Origin of the sequence: Demequina flava, assembly GCF_000975035.1 — a bacterium.
Classification (GTDB): Bacteria; Actinomycetota; Actinomycetes; order Actinomycetales; family Demequinaceae; genus Demequina; species Demequina flava.
The window spans coordinates 1,316,676-1,335,426 of record NZ_BBRA01000001.1; the positions used below are offsets into that span (position 1 = coordinate 1,316,676).

An 18,751-nucleotide genomic window follows, 5' to 3' on the forward strand; every position below is an offset into this window, starting at 1 on the left:
TGCGATGACTCTCACCAGCATCGCCCAGGTCGCCTACTTGGTGGCCGCCGTCCTCTTCATCCTGTCGCTCGCGGGGCTGTCCAAGCAGACCACCGCGCGCCGCGGAAACCTGCTCGGCATGGCCGGCATGGGTATCGCGATTCTCGCCACGATTGCCCTCGCGCTGGATCAGTCTGAGCGTGCTTGGGGCGTGACGCTTCTGCTGATTGCCTGCGTCCTGCTGATTGGCGCATCCGTCGGCATCTACCGCGCCCGGACCGTCGAGATGACGCAGATGCCCGAGCTGATCGCTCTGCTGCACTCCTTTGTGGGTCTGGCGGCGGTGCTCATTGGCTACAACTCGTACCTGACCGAGGGGCACGACGCGATGCACCTGGTCGAGGTGTTCCTGGGTGTCCTGATCGGCGCCGTGACGTTCACGGGCTCGATCGTCGCGTACCTCAAGCTTTCTGCGCGGATGTCCTCCAAGCCCCTCACTTTGCCGGGGCGTCACGCGCTGAATGTCGGCATCCTGGTCGCATCCGCCGCGCTGATGGTGTGGTTCCTGGCGGCTCCGTCGGTGTGGCCGCTGATTCTGATGACGGTGCTGGCGCTCGCGTTGGGCTACCACCTGGTCGCGGCCATCGGCGGTGGAGATATGCCCGTCGTGGTCTCGATGCTCAACTCCTACTCGGGCTGGGCCGCGGCTGCCGCGGGCTTCATGCTCGGCAATGACCTGCTCATCGTGACCGGTGCCCTCGTGGGTGCCTCCGGCGCGATCCTGTCCTACCTGATGTGCAAGGCCATGAACCGGAAGTTCCTCGCGGTGATCCTCGGCGGATTCGGTGGCGAGACGTCCTCCGGTGGGGCCGAAGTGACGGGCACGCACCAGGAGACCAGCGCTTCAGCGTTGGCAGACCAGTTGGCGACGGCGAAGTCGGTGGTCATCGCGCCCGGTTACGGCATGGCCGTGGCCAAGGCGCAGTACCCGGTCGCTGATCTGGTGTCCCGCCTGCGTGAACAGGGAGTCAAGGTGCGCTTTGCGGTGCACCCCGTGGCGGGAAGGCTTCCTGGCCACATGAACGTGCTCCTGGCCGAGGCTCGCGTGCCCTACGACATCGTGCTCGAACTCGACGAAATCAACGACGACTTCCCCGACACCGACGTGGTGCTGGTGATCGGTGCGAACGACACCGTGAACCCCGCGGCGCTGGACGACCCGTCCTCGCCGATTGCCGGCATGCCGGTGCTTGAGGTGTGGAACGCGAAGAGCGTCGTGGTGTTCAAGCGGTCCATGGCCACCGGCTACGCGGGTGTGCAGAACCCACTGTTCTTCAAGGAGAACACGGAGATGCTCTTTGGCGACGCGAAGGATCAGGTCGAGGCGATCCTCGCCGCGATGACCGCGCGCGTCTAGCTGGCTCTTCACCCCGCGTTCTTCTCCCGCTTGCTGGTGAAGGATCTGCGGTGAGCCGATTCGGGTTCCCAGAGACGTGCGCAGCCAGCTGAACCCGATTCTCTGGGCCGCAGGTTCTCCACCGAAAGGGCCGGAGGCGACTTGGGAGCGCGCCGAGAGCGTCATGAGGCGAACGCCTTGACATTCCAGTGCAGTGGAAGGTTTACCGTGAAGTTATCGTTCATCGACACGGAGGTTTCACCATGCCTGACTCACCACTCATCACCGTCACTGTGATCGGCATGACGTGTAATGGATGCGCCACGTCCGTGCGCGAAGCGCTCGAGGCCTCCGACGGCATCATGACCGCCGCCGTCGACCACGAGTCCGGCCGCGTCGAGGTCACCCCAGACGGCACCGTGCCCGCCGCTGACCTCGAGTTCACCATCGACGAGGCCGTCACGGAGGCCGGGTACTCGGTGTCCTCATGACCCGGGACCACGGAGTTCACGTCTCAGAGAGTGTGCAGGTGCCCGTCGCGCCGACGGCACCGGGCGCTGCCAGTCAGACGTCCTCGGTATCCCTGGCAGTGGACGGCATGACCTGCTCGAGTTGCGCCGCGACAATTCAGGGCGGACTCGCAAAGCTTCCAGGCGTCGAGGACGCCGTGGTCAACTACGCCACGCGTCGCGCCACGGTGCGCTCCGACGGCGCCATCGACCCGGATCAGCTCGACGCTGCGATGCGGGAGACCATCGAGGGCTTTGGGTACGGCGTGATCACCAAGCCGCGCGCGACGTCCGCTGCAAGCGCAGGCGAGCACGCCGAGCATGGCGCCCACGTGAGTGACGGCGGCGACCACGATGACCACGGCGACGAGCACGCGGCCCACATGAAGGCCGACGCCTCCCGCATCGCGGATTACCGCCGCCGCTTCATCGTCTCCGCGATCCTCAGCCTCCCGCTCATGCTGATCTCAATGATCCCGGGATGGCAGTTCACCGGCTGGGAGTGGCTGGCGGCCGCGCTTGCGACCCTGATTGTGTGGTGGTCCGCATGGCCGTTCCACCGGTCCACCCTCATGAGTGTGCGCCACGGCAGCACCAACATGGACACCCTGGTCACGATGGGAACGATGGCCGCGTGGGTGTGGTCGACGGTGGTCGTTCTCGCGCACGCCGCGGGTGCCATGCCTGGTGCCCACATCTATTACGAGACCGCTGGCGTGATCGTTACCCTGATCCTGCTGGGCAAGTGGATGGAGGTGCGCTCGACCGCCAAGGCCGGCGACGCCATCCGCGCCCTCAGTTCCCGCCAGTCCAAGACCGCTCGCCTTGAGGACGGCACGGTGATCGACCGTGATCAGCTCGAGGTGGGCATGCGCTTCATTGTCCGTCCCGGCGAAACCATCGCGACCGACGGCACCGTCGTCGAGGGTGGAGCGGCCGTCGATGCGTCGATGATCACCGGAGAATCGGTCCCAGTCCGCGCGGAAGAAGGCGCCGAGGTCGTGGGCGGAACCATTGCTACCGACGGGTCCATCACGGTTGAAGCCACCAAGGTCGGCTCCGAGACCATGCTCGCCCAGATCGCGCAGATGGTCGACGACGCGCAATCGGGCCGTGCCCGCGTGCAGCGCCTGGCTGACCGCATTTCACGCATCTTTGTCCCCATCGTGATCGCGGTCGCGCTGATCACCCTGGTGAGCTGGCTGGCCATCACCGGCGACGGAAACGCCGCCTTCACGGCGGCCGTCGCGGTCCTCATCATCAGCTGCCCCTGCGCCCTGGGTCTCGCCACGCCGCTGGCCATCATGGTCGGCACCGGCCGAGGCGCCCAGCTCGGCGTCCTCGTCCGCGGCCCCGAGGCTCTCGAGGACACCCGCGATGTCACGACCATCGTGCTCGACAAGACCGGCACGGTCACCGAGGGCAAGATGACCCTCGTCGACGCACAAGCCCCTGCCGTGGAACGCGATCATGGGGCCGATGCCGTGGAGACTTTGCTCAACGCAGTCGCCTCGGTCGAGGCTCGCTCTGAGCACCCGATCGCCCAGGCGATTGCCAACTCCCGGGAGGGCCGGGTCAAGCTCAAGGGCTTCCGGTCGGTCGCGGGTCACGGCGTCGCTGCCACGGTGCAACGCGCTGGTGCGGACGGCGGCAACGCTGACGTCCTGGTGGGCGCGCGTCGCATGTTCGACGTGATCCCCGACGAACTGGAGGCACTCGCGAGCGACGCGGAGTCCCGCGGCCAGACTGCGGTATTCGCCGGACGCATCTCGCCGGTGGCCACCGCGGAAGGTGTCGGCGCAGTGTTGGCGACCCGAGCATCGGCCCGTGCTGAGGCAGCGCTGATGGTGAGCGACACCGTGAAGCCATCGTCTGCCGAAGCCATTCGTGCCTTCCGGGACCTGGGCCTTGACGTGGTGCTGCTGACCGGCGACAACGAGCGGGCGGCGCAGGCTGTGGCCCGTGAGGTCGGGATCGAACGCGTCATCGCTGAGGTTCTCCCTGGCGACAAGGCCGACGTCATCCGCGACCTTCAAGCCGATGGTGCCCGGGTGGCGATGGTTGGCGACGGCGTGAACGACGCGCCGGCGCTTGCGCAGGCAGACCTGGGCCTCGCGGTCGGAACGGGCACGGATGTCGCACGGGAGGCCTCGGACCTCACGATTGTTTCTGGTGATCTCAGGGCCGCGGCCGATGCCATTGCCCTGTCGCGAAGGACGCTCGGCACTATCAGGGGCAACCTTTTCTGGGCCTTCGCGTACAACACGGCGGCGATTCCTCTGGCGGCGCTGGGCATCCTGAACCCCATGATCGCTGCGGCGGCCATGGGTGGGTCCAGCCTGTTCGTGGTTGGCAACTCCCTGAGGCTGCGCGGCTTCGCGGGACACCGTCCGCGCTAGTCCTGCTTGGGCTCGGCGGGTTCGTCGAGGCCGGTTGTGGGCGCCTGTGCACCGGTGGGGAACTGGTCGGTCGTAGCCACCTCGCTCGTGCGCGGGCGGCGCTTGGGGATTTTCCGGATCGCGATCTCGCCTGTGGACCGGGCGACCGTGCGTAGGCCTTCGGTGTCGATGCGCTCGCGCGTCTGGCCCGCCCAGTCCTGGAGCGCGCGCGTTGAGCGCCTCCGCTCGGGCCGATCGATCAGGCCGAGTCCCGGGCCACGCGTCACACCCGCCTCGCGGTAGATCTCGATGAGTTCGTCGCGCAGCTCGGCGACATCGCGCGAGAGTTCCTCTGTGCGCGGTGACCCCCAGCCGTCCTCGTGCGTCGCGGTGAGCAGGCTGAGTTGAGCCCCTTGAAAGTACTTCAAGGTCCGGTCGGCCGCGCGACCGGCAGCGCGCTTAGCCTCGCGGCGTACTTCGCGACGGGTGCGACGCGCGGCGAGGAGGCGGAAGTGCGCGGGGCTGACGAGATCGTCGGGCACCACCTCGGCGGCAAGGCCAGCGAAGGTGCGGCGTTCCCTGAGGTGCGCCCAGCGCAGCACGATCAGGAACAGTACGAGCACCGGGACGCCCTTGGTGATCGAACTGATCCACACGTTGGCGTTCACGATGGGGGTGTCGAAGAAGCCGTGGACCGCCATGGCCAGGCCGAGTGTTCCGAGCAGGACAAACCACCGCCGGCCACGCGAGGCGGACGCGTTGAAGAAGTACCCCACGCCCGCGCCGGCCATCGCTGTGTAGGTGGGGTGGTTCCACAGCCCGCCCACAACGCCGCGCAACAGCACCATCGCGAACACGGTGGTGGCAGTGCCGTCCGCGCTGATGACGGCTGTGTAGAGGAAAGACTCGGATACCTGGAAGCCCAGGCCAATCACGGCGCCGTAGAACAGTCCGTCGGCCGCAGAGCGCACGCGAGCACCGGGAATCATTGCCAGCGCCACGACCCCGAGCCACTTGAGCGGTTCCTCCACAAGGGGCGCCGCGAAGGACGCCACCCACTCGTCGGGGACCGGCACTACCGCGGTGACGATGTCGTGCATCGCTGGCGCCGCGACCGCGGCCATGCCGGGGGCCGCGAGGCCGCCCCACGCGAGCGCGCCCAACACCGTGATGGGCGACCGGCGCTCAAACAGCTCCATCCGGTACAGGATCACAATGAAGACGAAGCCGTACATGAGCCACGCGATCGCAGACAAAACAGCCGTCGCGGGGTGGCTTTGTAGACGTCCCATCACCAATGGCATCCAGGTGATGGCGCCGTAAAGGGTGATTGCGCAACCCACCCAGAACACCCATGAGCGGGTGTCGACAAAGGTGGGAGTGCGCGGCAGGGCGCGCTTCACGGTCGCGAGCGCAACGGTCTGGGGTGCGGATTCCGAGACTCCGCCGGAGATGCTCACGTGGGGCCCTGAGAGAAGGTGGTTGATAAGACCATCGCGGCCACACCATCTTGAAGTGCGGGCCATGTCGCGGAGGGGGAGTCCGCCTCAAAAGTGGCGTACGAGCCGCCGTGGAGCACCGCGCACGTGAACTGAAGATCGGTGGTGGTGGAGGCGGTGATGCACTGTCCTGGATCGTTCGCGTCCGTGGTGATCGGGACCGGGTCCGAGATTACCCACCCGCTCGAAGGGTCCTCCGCCAGCGCGACGGTCGCCTCAGCGAGCACGTCGTCGAGTGTCGCGTCCGGGCCGAGTGCGCGCGGCGGCGTTACGGCGAAGGTGGCTCCCGCATTCACGAGCGTGACGGACGTCGAGTCGGGGCCATTGATGGAGTCGTCCGCAATGTTCCAGCCGTCTTCCAAGGTGATCGTGACGGTTGCGGAACCGGGCGAGTTGACGGCGAGCGTGCGCGCGGCGGGCTCTTCAATGCCCTCTTGCGTAGGCAGGGCCGATGCTAGCCAGGGCAGTCCGAACACGAACGCCACAGCGATGGTCGCCATGAAGAGCGCGCCGGGCCAGCTGGGAAGGGAGATCAGGCGGAGAGACAGGGGGAGCGAGGGGCGGGCGGAGCCGCCCTCACTCAGATATGTGTCCTGCGAGCGGCTTTGTGCCCCACCCCGGGGCACACGCGCGCTCATGGCGAGAAACTAGCACGCGGCAGGCGGGAAACCGCGCGCCTCACCGAACGCGCCGGATGGTGGCAGATCGTCTCAGCCACGGCATCGGCCGCTGGTCAGGATTTACACCGCAGCGAGCGCCTGCTCCAGGTCCGCGCGCAGGTCCTCGACGTCTTCGAGCCCAATGGACAGGCGCACCGTGGTCTCAAAGATCCCCACTTCCGCGCGGCCCTCGACAGACAGTTTGTTGTGCGTCGTGGTGGCCGGGTGCGTCGAGATCGACTTGGCGTCGCCCAAGTTGTTGGACGGGGTAAAGAGCTTCAGCGCGTTGATGAAGCGGAACGCTGCGGCCTGCGCCTCGGGTCCCGCGGGGTCAACGCCGTCGCCCACCGCGAGGTCGACCGTGACGAGTGTGCCGCCAAGAGTCATCTGCTTGAGCGCGCGATCGTGCTGGGGGTGCGACGGGAGCAGAGGGTAGCGCGCGGACGCGACGCCCGGGTGCTGCTCAAGCCACGCCGCAAGGTTCTGCGCATTAGCCGACTGGTGACGCACGCGCACCGGAAGGGTCTCGAGGCCCTTGAGCAGAACCCATGCGTTGAACGGCGAGATGGTCGCGCCCATGTTGCGCACCATGAGCTTGACCGGCCCATCGATGTACTCGGCCGAACCCAGGATCGCGCCGCCCAAAACCCGGCCCTGACCATCGATGTGCTTGGTCGCGGAGTAGACCACGGCATCGGCCCCTAGTTCCAACGGCTTTTGGCCAATGACCGTCGCGAAGACGTTGTCCACGATGAACGTGGCGCCGGCCTTCTTGGAAAGCTCCGCGACGAACGGGATGTCGATGACGTCCTGCATGGGGTTAGTGGGCGACTCGATGAAGACGGCCTTGGCGGGGGTTGCGAGGGCGCGCTCCCAGTCCACGTTGTCGGTGGCGTCCACGTAGTCGATCTGGATGCCCCACTTCTCGAAGAAGTTGGTGAAGGTCTGCAGCGTGGAGCCGAACAGGGCCTTGGCGGCCACGAGCCGGTCGCCGGCAGCGAGGATCGACCCGAGCGACACGAACACCGCGCTCATGCCAGTCGAGGTCGCGAAGCAACGCTCGGCGCCTTCAATCGCCGCGAGGCGCTCCTCAAACGCGGTCACCGTGGGGTTGGCGTAGCGCGAGTACATGTAGACGTCGATGTCGCCGGCGAAGGCATCGCGGGCCTGCTCCGCGGATTCGTAGGCGTATCCCTGGGTGAGGAAGAGCCCCTCGGACATCTCGTTGGCCTCTGACCGGTGGATCCCGGTGTGGAGTGCGAGGGTGTCGGCGCGGAGGTTCTCAGGCAAGTCCGTCATGCGCACCAGACTAGCGCCCCCGTCCCGTCCACAAATGGCTCCATTTATCTCTTTGACGTCGATCAGATAGCGAGATTTAGCCACCGGGGGGCTGCTGGGTGAGGGCCGATGCTGGGGTCTCGTTGGGCTTGCGAGACGCCCCGAACGTCCTGTTACGGTGTCGGAAACGCCAATGGGGGTTACATGCGAAAAGTTGTACTTGCCTGCTTGAGTTTGGGTGTCGTTGCTGCGCTAGGCGGATGCGCTTCCGCATCCGCGGATGGTCCAGTACGGGCCGGCGGGGCGCCCGTCGAGGCCGACGACTTGATTGGGGTCCGCGTCGAAGGTTCGGTGACGTTGGACTCCATCGGGGGCGACCGGTGCTGGGAAGCGACCTACGACGACGGCGGGGGCATCTGGGTGACGCCGTTCTTGGCGCCCGCGGGCTACTCCAAACAAGACATCGTCATGGCGGACCCGGTGAATCCCGGCGAGAACATGCCTAACCCCGCGGTCATGAACTCGCAGGGCGAACCCGTGGGTTTCAACGGCACGCGATCCATCGTGACCGCGCAGTACATCTCCGGCGACGATGGTGCGATCGCCGGCGCTGCGTCGGACTGTGGTTACTCCGGTGTCGTGTTGGTTGCCGACGACCCGGGCGGGATCACGGTCGACCCCGACGGTGTCGCCACCGAGGTGAGCATGTGCAGCGGTTCAGATGGCACAGACGGACCTGAGGGCGACCCGCCCCCGCAGATCGACCTCGGAGACTGCGAGTCGTCACCGATTCCGCATCCCACGGCCAGCGTGGGGTGACGGCACCTCCGCACCGCCTCGAGGCTTGTGAAGTCCAGGCCGCAGGACGTACAATATCTTGTACCTGTGGAGGTGGAAGATGAAGACGATGTCGTACTCACAGTCGCGCCAGAACTACGCGGCGGTGCTCGACTCGGTCACAGACGATCGGGAAGAGGTAGTCATCACGCGCGCGGGCCGCGAGCCCGTGGTGATTGTGTCTCTCGCTGACTATGAGTCGATGCGCGAGACCGCGTACCTGCTTCAGAACCCTGCGAACGCCCGTCGCCTCCTGCAGTCGATTGAACGCCTTGAATCGGGCATCGGCGAGGAGCGAGAGCTGCTCGAGTGAAGTTGGTGTGGGACCACAGCGCATGGCAGGACTATCTGTACTGGCAGACGCAGGATCGGAAGACCCTCAAGCGGATCAATACCGTCGTGCGTGACGTTCTCCGCGGTGCCGAGGACGGTGACCCTCACACTGGCATTGGCAAGCCCGAGCAGCTGAAGCACGGGCTATCTGGGTACTGGTCCCGTCGAATCAGCGATGAGCATCGACTTGTGTACAAGGTTGTCGATGACGAACTTCGGATCGCGGCCTGCCGCTACCACTACTCAGACTGAGCCTCCGGGCTCACCGTTATCCCTGACTCCAGGGCAGGCCAGCGGCCTTCCACCCGGTCGCACCGCGGTGGCCCTCGGCGTCAACCGCACCCTCGAAGCCCTCGGAGATGTTGTACGACGGAGCGAAGCCAGCGGCCGTGGCAGCGGTCGCGCCACCGATCGAGCGCTGTCCCGAGCGGCACAGGAACACGAGAGGCGCGCCCTCGGGGATGTCCGCGGCCTTGAGCTGGTCGACGAAGTCGAGGTTGCGCGACATCGACGGGTACTGCACCCACTCGATCAGGATGGGTTCGTGTCCGAGCGAGGACGTGTCCGCGACACCAACCCACTGCCACTCTGCGGCGGTACGCACGTCGACAAGGCGCGCATCAGGGTTGGACTCGAGGAGTTCCCACGCCTCAGTGGGGGTCAAGTGGCCGGCAAAGTCAGTCATGGCGGGGTCCGTTCGCTGTGGGGTACCGGGTCAGTCTAGGCGGGCCGATGCTGTCGTGACCGGGGTAGCGGAGCCGTCGCCGGCGTGAGGGCTGGGGTGGGTTCTGCCGCTGTGCCCTTGCTTGGCCTTCATGATGCGTTGGACTTGCGTGAGCGACAGGAAACTGATGAGCGCCGCGAGCGCGAGGAGTGCCAGCGGCATCAGCGGAGCCACCGGAAAGCCGATCGGAAGGGGTTCCACGAGGTCGCGGTTCGCGCTTATGTAGGTCAGCTGAGTTGCGCCGATTCCTATCGCCGCTCCAGCCAGAGCGCCCATGGCGCCTATGTCACCCCACGTGCGGCGCGCCCACCATCCAGGTATGTCCTCGGCGCTCGCGGCCTGGGGCGTCTTGGGCCGTGCCGCGAATGCCGCGATGGTCACGAGGGCGAGCGCGCCCACGCCGGCAAGTGCCCCGATCCACAGAGCACGGAGGGCGGCATCGGACTCGAATGAAGTCGTGCGCTCCTCGTAGAAGGTCTCGTTTGTCGCTGTGGTGGCGTTCTGCCACACCACGTCGGTTGTCAGCGGCGCAATCTGCTCGCCAGAGGTGTCCATGGTCGCGTCTTCGCGGATCTGCGCCAACCCGGGATCGTTCGGGGACAAGAACACGACGGCTGCGTTAGACACCGCTTGTCCCACGGGGACGTCGTAGGTGAGAGCGCTGATGGTGCGGGGCCCGATCGCGGCCTCGACATTCGTGGCTTCGTACCCCACGGTGATGTCGTCCCCGAGCCGGAGCCCAAGTTCCTGAGCGGTTGTAGCCGGCAACGTCACTTCGCCCGCACCCGGTGCGCCGCCCTCGGCGACGACCGCTGACCAGTCCCACTCGCCATCGACCCCGGCCGCTTCGCCAAGATCAACCCGGGCGTTCTCGCCTGCCTGGTCCGCAGCATCGGCCCGTTGGACCCAAACCTCTTGGCCCGAGCGGGCGATCGTTGCGGCCTGAGCGCCCTCGCCATTGGCTTCCACAAGGAACGCGTCGAGAGCGTCCTGAGAGATCACGCGCCCCCAGTCGCTTGCGCTCCACTCCGCTTCTTCGTTGCGGTCGATCACAGCAGTGTCGTGCGTGCCGACGGGCATGGCGATGAGCGCTTGGGTGCCCTCACGTTCGCGCGCGTCCTGCTCTTGTGAGCTCGCCAACCAGGACGTCAGTGCGATTGCGGCCGCCGTTGCCACGACGGTCAGTGCGCGTGGCGCATCGGTGCTCCCCATCCGGGCACGGTATCAAGGCGTTACCGCCGGCAGAGGTCGATAGGCAAGTCTCCACTTGCATGCAAGCGTGCGCTTGCCTATTGTCGAAGGCATGACCGACATCTTTGATGCACTCACCGCCCCAGCGCGGCGCGCCATCATGGATGCCCTCGCGCAGCGGGATGAGCAGACCCTGTTTGAGCTCATGAACCGCCTTCGCTCTGACCACGCGCTGACGCTCACCCGGCAGGCAATCTCGCAGCACCTCGCGGTGCTCGATGAGGCTGGTCTCGTGGAGCGCAGGCGTGAAGGCCGCTACACGTTTCACACCCTCAACACGGCGCCGCTACGGGAGATCCCGCAGCGGTGGCCAGACAGGAGCACCTCATGATCCGCATCCACCTCGCATCCGTCTTCGTCACCGACCAAGACCGTGCCAAGGACTTCTACACCCGCGTGCTCGGCTTCGAGGAGCGCCATGACATGGACCTGGGTGGCGGCAACCGCTGGCTAACGGTCGCGAACCCGGGTGAGCAGGGGTTTGAGCTACTGCTTGAACCTGCCGGACACCCGATCGTCGCGCCGTATCAGGAGGGGCTGGTCGCCGACGGAATCCCCGCCACCTCCTTTGCGGTCGATGACGTCGAGGCGGAGTACGCGCGCCTCGTCGACCTAGGCGTGTCGTTTACTCAGCCGCCGACCGCGATGGGTCCGGTCACCACTGCCATCCTCGACGACACCTGCGGAAACCTCATTCAGCTCGCGCAGCAGGACTAGCGGCCCGTTTCCGGGTGGATTCCGTCGGCAGTCACGGGCGGGAGGGCGGACCACGGGAACGTGATCCAGCCGTCAGTGCGCTTCCACACGTAATCGGGGTCAATCACCGAGCGGGACTTCGCGTACAGCACGACCGTACGAACCTCGGAGGCGTGCTGCTTCATCAGGTTCTTCACGAGCGCGAGGGTCTCGCCGGTGTCCGCGACGTCGTCGGCGACCAGCACCTTCATGCCGTCCATCGCCGCCGTGTCCAGCAGGGGCGGGAGCAGAACGGGCTTGTCGAGGCGCTCATCAATGCCCGTATAGAACTCGACATTGAGCGTGCCGACGCCCTTGATGCCGAGCGCGTATGAGATCGCGCCGCCGATCGGCAGCCCACCGCGCGCCACGGCGACCACGACATCGGGCTCAAAGCCATCGTCGACCACCGTCTGCGCGAGCTCGCGCGTCGCGTCGCCAAAACCCGGCCACGTCAGAATCTCGCGCTCGCGTTCGTCAGGTGAGCCAGCCTCGGCCGAGGCTGCGGTTGAGTCTCGCTCGAGTGGGACCTCGGGTGCGTCGTGGCCGGCGAGCTGGTGCTCAAGCCGGTACACCCGGCGACGGGTGGCCTGGAGGTTGATCGCGAGGAGCGCGGCGCCGACCAGCGCGATGATCAGGGCAGTGGTCAAGAGCCAATCCATGACGCAACTCTACGGGGACAGTGGCGGGAGATGTCTTCACAAAGTGCGTGAAATGGGGTCTGATGGAACATATGCCTCATGCGCTGAGGCGAACTGGTCGATGAGACAGGTATGGCAATGGTGCAAGAAAGTGACGAGACCCCCGAGGTCCTCGATCAGGTTGCCCGTGGCTTGGGTGACGCCGAGGACTTCTCTCCCGCGGTCGAGGTTGATGACGACTCGCTGCCTGGGCGCCGCAATGCCCGCGGGGACGTCGCCACCCCGCCAACGCCGATCGACGACGGCGGCATCCTGGACTGCGGGACCTCCCGTCGCTCCGGGTTCACACACGTGCTGTGGGTTGACCGCGGCGCTGCGCCCGAGGACCTGTCTCACGCCGTCGACATGCTGCCGCTTGTCGCGCGCGTCGAATGGGAAGGGACAGAGCTGTTGCACATCGAAGCGCCGGGAGCATCCCACGCAGACCTTCTCGCCGAGGCCCGCCGGCTTTCTCGCCGCTAGCCCTGCACCGCGACGCCGCCCGCACCGCCACTCGTACCCCCGCGCTGTGTCGAAATGCCGATGATTCCGACCGCACCCTCAACTGCCCCGCACGCTGCGCCAGCCCCCAACCCGCGACGTCGGCACTTTGGTACGGAGCGTGACCCGGGCATCGGCCCGATGCCCGAGAACACTCTGCGGTGAGCCGGAGCCCAAACTCCGAGGCTGCCCCCAAGTTCTCGCATGTAGCGTGGGTCCTGCAGGTGAAGGTCGCTACGAGGGGAATCCACAGTGGGACGACGGGTATCAATTGCGCTCGGACTGGGTGTGCTCCTCGCGGTTTCGGGATGCTCTCAGCCTGTGAAGTCTGACGCGACGACAGAACCCGCTACGTCCTCGTCCGAGCCACGGCCCGAACTGTCGGTCAACTCAAGTTCGGACTCAACGGGTCCGTCTCCGGAGCCTGCGAGCAGCGCCGATACAACCGGGTCGCTCACTGAATGGACTGCGCACCTCGAGTCGGAGAGCATCGCGAACCCATCCGGGTTGGGGTGGCCGCATGATGACTACCCCGGTCGTTGGGCGGGGGACACGAGTGACGACCTCCTGCCGATCCCATTCTCGGCCCCGGGATGGGTCGGCTATCAAGGCGACATGACATGGCCCGCGTTCGACGACACTGATGCTGATCCGCGGGTGCCAACGATCATGGGCGGAGCACCGCCGTACTTTGAAGGAATAGCTCCTATCGACATCGATTCGCTTGAGGTGCAGTCGGTGGGCCCTGATGGCCAGGATGTGCGGGCGTATCCGATCGAGGGTGGCCTGATGCCCTATGAGACCGCGGCTGGTGACTTCGGTGCCTGGTACGTGACCTCTGTCGAATCCGACATGTACTCGTCATCTCCGGGCTGGACACTGTGTCGCTTCCACCTGACTCCACGCGTAGGCGCGACTGCTGACCTCGTCTACTGTGACGCCGCCGATGACCCCTTCCTTATGCGCGACGGCGGGCGGATTCTCTACCGCTATCACTGGTCGGTTGGTAGCGATGGCATTCTGAGCGAGGCAATCGCGCAGCTCAACCCCGACGATGTGACTCGCGTGGCTGACTACGGCTTTGGTGTGACGAGGGTGTTTGATCCGGAGGGTCCCTCATTCTCGTGGAACGGCGAGGACATCGATGGCGTGGCCGTGTGGACCAGCGGGGACTCCATTGACGCCGGTCCTCATCTTGATGCTTATCTCGAAGGCTTCGCGGCGACGTGGGACCTTCCAGCGCTGGCGGATTCGTAGGCCCGACGTCAACGTCCGTCTTGTTCCGAAGCGCCGATAAACGCGACGCCAGTTGCTCCAACTCCCGCAGGCCTCGTCCTCGCCCTGACCAGATTGTCGGCACTTCGGTACGGAGCGTGACCCGGGCCTCGGCCCGATGTCCGTGCCCCCTGCGCAGTGAGCCGGAGCCCACCCCGCGACGCCGCCCACCGCGCGCGCCGGTAGGATTCGTGCGTACCGGCCGCACACCCAAGGGATGACATGACCGACGCACCCGCCAGCCAGACCCTCGACACCGTTGAGGACGCCACCGCAACTCCCGACCAGGAGATGCCTTTCGCGGAACTGGGACTCAAGCCTGATGAGTACGACCGCATCGTGGAGCTGCTGGGCCGCCGTCCCACCGCTGCCGAGCTGGCGATGTACTCCGTGATGTGGTCGGAGCACTGCTCGTACAAGTCATCCAAGGTGCACCTGAAGCAGTTCGGCGAGAAGACCACGCCGGAGATGAAGGAACGCCTCATGGTCGGCATGGGCGAGAACGCCGGCGTCGTGGACATTGGCGACAACTGGGCGGTCACCTTCAAGGTTGAGTCGCACAACCACCCCTCGTATGTGGAGCCGCACCAGGGCGCCGCAACCGGCGTGGGCGGCATCGTGCGCGACATTCTGGCGATGGGTGCCCGTCCCGTGGCCGCGATGGACGAGCTGCGCTTTGGCGACATCGACCACCCCGACACTTCGCGCGTCGTGCACGGCGTGGTGAGCGGCGTGGGCTCGTACGGCAACTCGCTGGGCCTGCCCAACATCGGCGGCGGCTCCATCTTTGATCCCTCGTTCCAGGGAAACCCCCTGGTGAATGCGCTGTGCGTGGGTGTCATGAAGCACGAGGACATCCACCTCGCTTCCGCACATGGCCCCGGCAACAAGGTCGTGCTGTTCGGTGCACGCACGGGTGGCGACGGCATCGGTGGCGCGTCGATCTTGGCCTCCGAGACGTTCGAGGACGGCGTTCCCGCGAAGCGCCCCTCTGTCCAGGTGGGCGACCCGTTCATGGAGAAGGTGCTCATCGAGTGCTGCCTTGAGCTCTTCCACGCGGACGTGGTCGAGGGTATTCAGGACCTTGGCGCCGCGGGCATCTCGTGCGCGACCTCGGAGCTCGCGAGCAACGGCACCGGCGGCATGCACGTGTGGCTTGACGATGTCCTGCTGCGCGACCCCACCCTGAACGCCGGCGAGATCCTCATGTCGGAGTCGCAGGAGCGCATGATGGCGGTCGTGACGCCGGACAAGCTCGAGGCGTTTATGGCCATCACGTCGAAGTGGGACGTCGAGTCGTCGGTCGTTGGCGAGGTCAACGACTCCGGTCGCCTGACCATCGACCACCACGGTGTGCGCATCGTCGACGTTGACCCCCGCACGGTGGCCCACGAGGGCCCCACCTACGACCGGCCTTACGCGCGCCCCGCGTGGATGGACGGGCTTCAGGCCGATGCTTTTGCGGCAGATCTCCCGGCCGACGGTGATGCGTTGCGCGCCTCGGTTCTCGAGCTGCTGACCTCGCCGAACATGGCGGACCGTTCGTGGATCACCAACCAGTACGACCGCTACGTGCAGGGCAACACCGCGATGGCCCGCCCCGATGGCGTGGGCGTGGTGCGCGTGGACGAGGAGACTGGCCGTGGCGTCGCGATTGCGACGCGGTCCAACGACTTGTTCACCAAGCTCGACCCCTACGAGGGTGCGCGCCAGTCCGTCGTCGCGGCGTACCGCGCGGTGGCTGTGGCAGGTGCGACCCCGACCGCAATCACCGACGGACTGAACTTCGGTTCTCCCGAGGACCCCGACGCCATGTGGCAGTTCGTCGAGGCCATCCGTGGTCTCGCCGACGTCTGCAAGGAACTCGGCGTTCCCGTCACCGGCGGCAACGTGTCGCTGTACAACGGCACCGGTGAGCCCGGACGCATCGACTCGTCGATCAACCCGACCGCAATCGTCGGCATGCTCGGCATCTTCGATGATGTGGAGCGCGTGACGCCTGCAGGCTGGCGCCAGGACGGGCTGATTCTGTACGTGCTTGGCTCGACCGACGCGGACCTGAACGGCTCGCGCTACGCGCAGGTCCAAGGCCACTTGGGTGGGCTGCCGCCGGCTGTCGACATCGAGGCGGAGAAGACCCTCGCCGAGGTCATGGTGGCCGCGTCGCGCGACGGCCTGGCCGACGCTGCCCGCGAGATCGGCGACGGCGGCCTGGCTGCCGCGCTGGCTCAGGCTTCGCTGCGTTACGGCGTTGGTGCCCGCGTGGTGCTCGACGAGCTGTGCGAGCGTGACGGCGTGACTCCCGCCCAGGCGTTGTTTTCCGAGACCCAGGGCCGCGTGCTCGTCGGGATCATCCGCGAGGACGAGCCTCGCTTCACCGCGATGCTCGAGGCCCGCGGCGTTCCCGCCGTGCGCATCGGCTACACAGTGCCTGAGGAGTCCATCGAGGTCCAGGGTCAGTTTGACCTGCCATTGGCGGAACTGCGCGAGGCCTGGGAGGCGCCGCTTCCCAAGCGCTTCGCTTAAGGCGCGCCGGGGCTACGCGCCCGTCTCGAGCTCACCGCGTGAAGGAACTGCGGTGAGCGGATCAGGTCCTGGTGACCCCGCATGCACCGGCCAACCTGATCCGTGTGGCCGCGAGTTCTTGACGGGCAACATGTGCCACCCTGGTGCTATGCCTGCTCGACGTCGGATCAAGCCAGAGGTCGGACGCGCCGCCGTGCGCAATTGGAGCGCGTCGCATAGAGAACGCGACCTCCATGCGCCGGCCGCCGCGACCGCACAGGACGCTCAGCCCAAGGTTGACCGCGCAACGGTCGCGACCGCGGTCCGCTACTCGCTCGAAGAACTTACAGCTCGCGCGCCTGGCAACTCCGTCGAGGTGCGCGTGCCGCCATTCGGGGCCACCCAGTGCATCGAAGGCGCGACGCACAGGCGCGGTACGCCGCCCGCGGTGGTCGAGGTGAAGCCTGAGGTGTGGCTCAGTTTGGTGACGGGTGCAGTCACGTGGGCCGATGCCGTGGCCGCCGGCGATGTCGACGCGTCAGGGGAGCGCTCGGACCTTTCTGCTCTCCTTCCGCTGGACTGAATGCGCCGGCAACGCCTGACCAGTTGTCAGCGTGCACCCTGGAAATGTCACGATTCGGTGACATCCGCCCCGCATAAGTAGACAGTCCCGCGAAACGCTCCGTAGGTTAAATGTAAGCGTTTGCGTAAACGGTGTACGGACCTGCAAGCGGACGCCGCCGTGACCCCGGCTTCGGAGTTACGGCCCAGCTCAATGAGGAGAAGGGGTGCTACGGCATGAAACGCACAATGATTGGAACGGTGGCCGCACTGACGGCTGCCGGACTCGTCCTGGCGGGCTGTTCGAGTGATGGCTCTGACGAGGAGTCGACCTCAGCCGCGACGGACGATGCGATGGAGAGCGAAGACACCGGCGGCGAGATGGCTGCTGGATGCGAGGACTTCGCTGACTACGGCACCTTCGACGGCGGTGAGGTTGAGCTTTACGGCACGATCTCCGGTGTCGAGGCCGAACAACTGACCGAGTCGATCGTGCCGTTCGAGGACTGCACCGGCATCGACGTGACCTACAACGGTTCCGACGAGTTCGAGACTGAAATCAACGTTCGCGTCGAGGGCGGTAACCCGCCTGACCTCGCGATCATCCCCCAGCCTGGACTGCTCCAGCGCGTGGTCGGTACGGGCGCCGTGGTTGCTGCTCCTGATGCCGTGTCCGCAAACGTGGATGAGTTCTGGTCTGAGGACTGGAAGAACTACGGAACGGTCGGTACGACTTTCTACGCAGCTCCGCTGATGGCTTCGGTCAAGGGCTGGGTCTGGTACTCGCCAAGTGAGTTCGAAGAGAACGGCTACGAAGTCCCGACCACCTGGGACGAGATGATGACTCTCACCCAGACCATGGCTGACAACGGTGGCTCCGGCGACGCGTACAAGCCTTGGTGCATCGGCTTCGAGTCTGGAACGGCGACCGGTTGGGCTGGTACTGACTGGATCGAGGACCTCGTCCTTCGCCAGCAGGGCCCCGAGGCCTATGACCAGTGGGTCGCAGGCGACCTGACCTTCCAGTCTGACGAGATCACGCAGGCCTTCGAGTCCTTCGGTGAGATCGCTACGAACCCCGACTTCATCAACGGTGGTCTGGGTGACGCAGCATCGATCGTGGACACCTCCTTCCAGGAGGCCGGACTGCAGATTCTCGACAGCAACTGCTCGCTGCACCACCAGGCTTCGTTCTACGAGGCACAGTGGCCAGAGGGCACGACCGTTGCAGAGGACGGCGACATCTGGGCCTTCCTGACCCCGAACGTCAATGCTGATGATGGCTCTGCCGTCACCGGTGGTGGCGAGTTCGTCGCGGCGTTCAACGAGAACCCCGAGACGGCCGCGCTGCAGGCGTACCTGTCCTCGGACACCTGGGCCAACGAGCGCGTCTCTATTGGAGGCGTCATCTCGGCCAACAAGGGTCTCGACCCGGCCAACGCGTCCAGCCCCATCGGACAGGCCTCGATCGAGATTCTCCAGGGCGAGGACACGATCTTCCGCTTCGACGCATCGGACCTCATGCCAGCTGAAGTTGGCGCTTCGGCGTTCTGGACTGGTATGAACGACTATGTGAGCGGAACGGATCTGTCGACGGTGCTGTCGAACATCGACAACGCCTGGCCGTAAACCCGCATTGCTCAACCCGGTG

The 18,751-nt window shown here is 66.0% G+C and carries 20 protein-coding genes; 13 read left to right on the forward strand and 7 right to left on the reverse strand.

What is annotated here, in order from left to right; all coding sequences use genetic code 11:
• Positions 1–4 precede the first annotated feature (4 nt).
• The 3 genes from pntB (at position 5) to AOP74_RS06140 (ending at position 4,283) form a co-directional block, all read left to right on the forward strand.
• Complete coding sequence (gene pntB / locus AOP74_RS06130; protein WP_061961439.1) at positions 5–1,396, forward strand: Re/Si-specific NAD(P)(+) transhydrogenase subunit beta; 1,392 nt, start codon at positions 5–7, stop codon at positions 1,394–1,396.
• Between the two features lie 242 nt (positions 1,397–1,638).
• Positions 1,639–1,866, forward strand: coding sequence for a heavy-metal-associated domain-containing protein (locus AOP74_RS06135; RefSeq protein ID WP_061961920.1), 228 nt, complete (start codon positions 1,639–1,641; stop codon positions 1,864–1,866).
• Between the two features lie 38 nt (positions 1,867–1,904).
• The gene (locus AOP74_RS06140; RefSeq protein WP_061961921.1) at positions 1,905–4,283 is read left to right on the forward strand and encodes a heavy metal translocating P-type ATPase; all 2,379 of its coding nucleotides are present in this window, start codon (positions 1,905–1,907) and stop codon (positions 4,281–4,283) included.
• On the opposite strand, the gene AOP74_RS06145 is transcribed toward AOP74_RS06140, so the two are convergent.
• The 3 genes from AOP74_RS06145 to metZ form a co-directional block, all read right to left on the reverse strand.
• Positions 4,280–5,722, reverse strand: coding sequence for a PrsW family intramembrane metalloprotease (locus AOP74_RS06145; RefSeq protein ID WP_061961440.1), 1,443 nt, complete (start codon positions 5,720–5,722; stop codon positions 4,280–4,282). The genes AOP74_RS06140 and AOP74_RS06145 overlap by 4 nt on opposite strands.
• Positions 5,719–6,399: a hypothetical protein gene (locus AOP74_RS06150; RefSeq protein WP_152649195.1), complete on the reverse strand. Its 681-nt coding sequence runs from the start codon at positions 6,397–6,399 to the stop codon at positions 5,719–5,721. The genes AOP74_RS06145 and AOP74_RS06150 overlap by 4 nt, the downstream gene beginning before the upstream one ends.
• 102 nt (positions 6,400–6,501) lie before the next feature.
• Positions 6,502–7,719, reverse strand: a complete 1,218-nt coding sequence (gene metZ / locus AOP74_RS06155; protein ID WP_061961922.1) for an O-succinylhomoserine sulfhydrylase — start codon at positions 7,717–7,719, stop codon at positions 6,502–6,504.
• Positions 7,720–7,902: 183 nt separating this feature from the next.
• Here metZ and AOP74_RS06160 point away from each other — a divergent pair, with 183 nt between their 5' ends.
• From AOP74_RS06160 to AOP74_RS06170, 3 genes are all read left to right on the forward strand, one after another.
• Complete coding sequence (locus AOP74_RS06160) at positions 7,903–8,517, forward strand: hypothetical protein (RefSeq protein ID WP_152649196.1); 615 nt, start codon at positions 7,903–7,905, stop codon at positions 8,515–8,517.
• Between the two features lie 79 nt (positions 8,518–8,596).
• Complete coding sequence (locus AOP74_RS06165) at positions 8,597–8,848, forward strand: type II toxin-antitoxin system Phd/YefM family antitoxin (protein WP_061961443.1); 252 nt, start codon at positions 8,597–8,599, stop codon at positions 8,846–8,848.
• Positions 8,845–9,120: a Txe/YoeB family addiction module toxin gene (locus AOP74_RS06170; RefSeq protein ID WP_061961444.1), complete on the forward strand. Its 276-nt coding sequence runs from the start codon at positions 8,845–8,847 to the stop codon at positions 9,118–9,120. The genes AOP74_RS06165 and AOP74_RS06170 overlap by 4 nt, the downstream gene beginning before the upstream one ends.
• Positions 9,121–9,136: 16 nt before the next feature.
• Here the strand turns inward: AOP74_RS06170 and AOP74_RS06175 are convergent, their stop codons facing one another.
• Together AOP74_RS06175 and AOP74_RS06180 are read right to left on the reverse strand one after the other, a co-directional pair.
• Positions 9,137–9,553 (reverse strand): rhodanese-like domain-containing protein, encoded by a 417-nt coding sequence (locus AOP74_RS06175; RefSeq protein ID WP_061961445.1) that lies wholly within the window; start codon positions 9,551–9,553, stop codon positions 9,137–9,139.
• Between the two features lie 30 nt (positions 9,554–9,583).
• Positions 9,584–10,804, reverse strand: a complete 1,221-nt coding sequence (locus AOP74_RS06180; protein WP_061961446.1) for a hypothetical protein — start codon at positions 10,802–10,804, stop codon at positions 9,584–9,586.
• Positions 10,805–10,895: 91 nt separating this feature from the next.
• Between AOP74_RS06180 and AOP74_RS06185 the strand changes: the two genes are divergently transcribed.
• Positions 10,896–11,174: an ArsR/SmtB family transcription factor gene (locus tag AOP74_RS06185; protein WP_061961447.1), complete on the forward strand. Its 279-nt coding sequence runs from the start codon at positions 10,896–10,898 to the stop codon at positions 11,172–11,174.
• Positions 11,174–11,560: a VOC family protein gene (locus AOP74_RS06190; protein WP_061961923.1), complete on the forward strand. Its 387-nt coding sequence runs from the start codon at positions 11,174–11,176 to the stop codon at positions 11,558–11,560. Before AOP74_RS06185 ends, AOP74_RS06190 begins: the two co-directional genes overlap by 1 nt.
• Here the strand turns inward: AOP74_RS06190 and AOP74_RS06195 are convergent.
• Positions 11,557–12,039 (reverse strand): phosphoribosyltransferase, encoded by a 483-nt coding sequence (locus tag AOP74_RS06195; RefSeq protein WP_061961924.1) that lies wholly within the window; start codon positions 12,037–12,039, stop codon positions 11,557–11,559. The genes AOP74_RS06190 and AOP74_RS06195 overlap by 4 nt on opposite strands.
• Positions 12,040–12,351: 312 nt before the next feature.
• Here AOP74_RS06195 and AOP74_RS06200 point away from each other — a divergent pair, with 312 nt between their 5' ends.
• Positions 12,352–12,741: a hypothetical protein gene (locus AOP74_RS06200; RefSeq protein ID WP_061961448.1), complete on the forward strand. Its 390-nt coding sequence runs from the start codon at positions 12,352–12,354 to the stop codon at positions 12,739–12,741.
• A gap of 332 nt (positions 12,742–13,073) precedes the next feature.
• Here the strand turns inward: AOP74_RS06200 and AOP74_RS12220 are convergent, their stop codons facing one another.
• Positions 13,074–13,217 carry a hypothetical protein gene (locus tag AOP74_RS12220; protein WP_160297464.1) on the reverse strand — a complete coding sequence of 48 codons (144 nt, stop codon included), beginning with the start codon at positions 13,215–13,217 and terminating at the stop codon, positions 13,074–13,076.
• Positions 13,218–13,374: 157 nt separating this feature from the next.
• On the opposite strand from AOP74_RS12220, the gene AOP74_RS06205 reads away from it, so the two are divergent.
• The 4 genes from AOP74_RS06205 (at position 13,375) to AOP74_RS06220 (ending at position 18,729) form a co-directional block, all read left to right on the forward strand.
• Complete coding sequence (locus tag AOP74_RS06205) at positions 13,375–14,016, forward strand: hypothetical protein (RefSeq protein ID WP_061961449.1); 642 nt, start codon at positions 13,375–13,377, stop codon at positions 14,014–14,016.
• Positions 14,017–14,256: 240 nt separating this feature from the next.
• Entirely contained in the window at positions 14,257–16,560 is a 2,304-nt protein-coding gene (gene purL / locus AOP74_RS06210; RefSeq protein WP_061961450.1) for a phosphoribosylformylglycinamidine synthase subunit PurL, read from the forward strand.
• A 148-nt stretch (positions 16,561–16,708) separates the two neighbouring features.
• Positions 16,709–17,122: a sterol carrier family protein gene (locus AOP74_RS06215; protein ID WP_061961451.1), complete on the forward strand. Its 414-nt coding sequence runs from the start codon at positions 16,709–16,711 to the stop codon at positions 17,120–17,122.
• A 215-nt stretch (positions 17,123–17,337) separates the two neighbouring features.
• Positions 17,338–18,729: an ABC transporter substrate-binding protein gene (locus AOP74_RS06220; protein ID WP_061961452.1), complete on the forward strand. Its 1,392-nt coding sequence runs from the start codon at positions 17,338–17,340 to the stop codon at positions 18,727–18,729.
• Positions 18,730–18,751 lie beyond the last annotated feature (22 nt).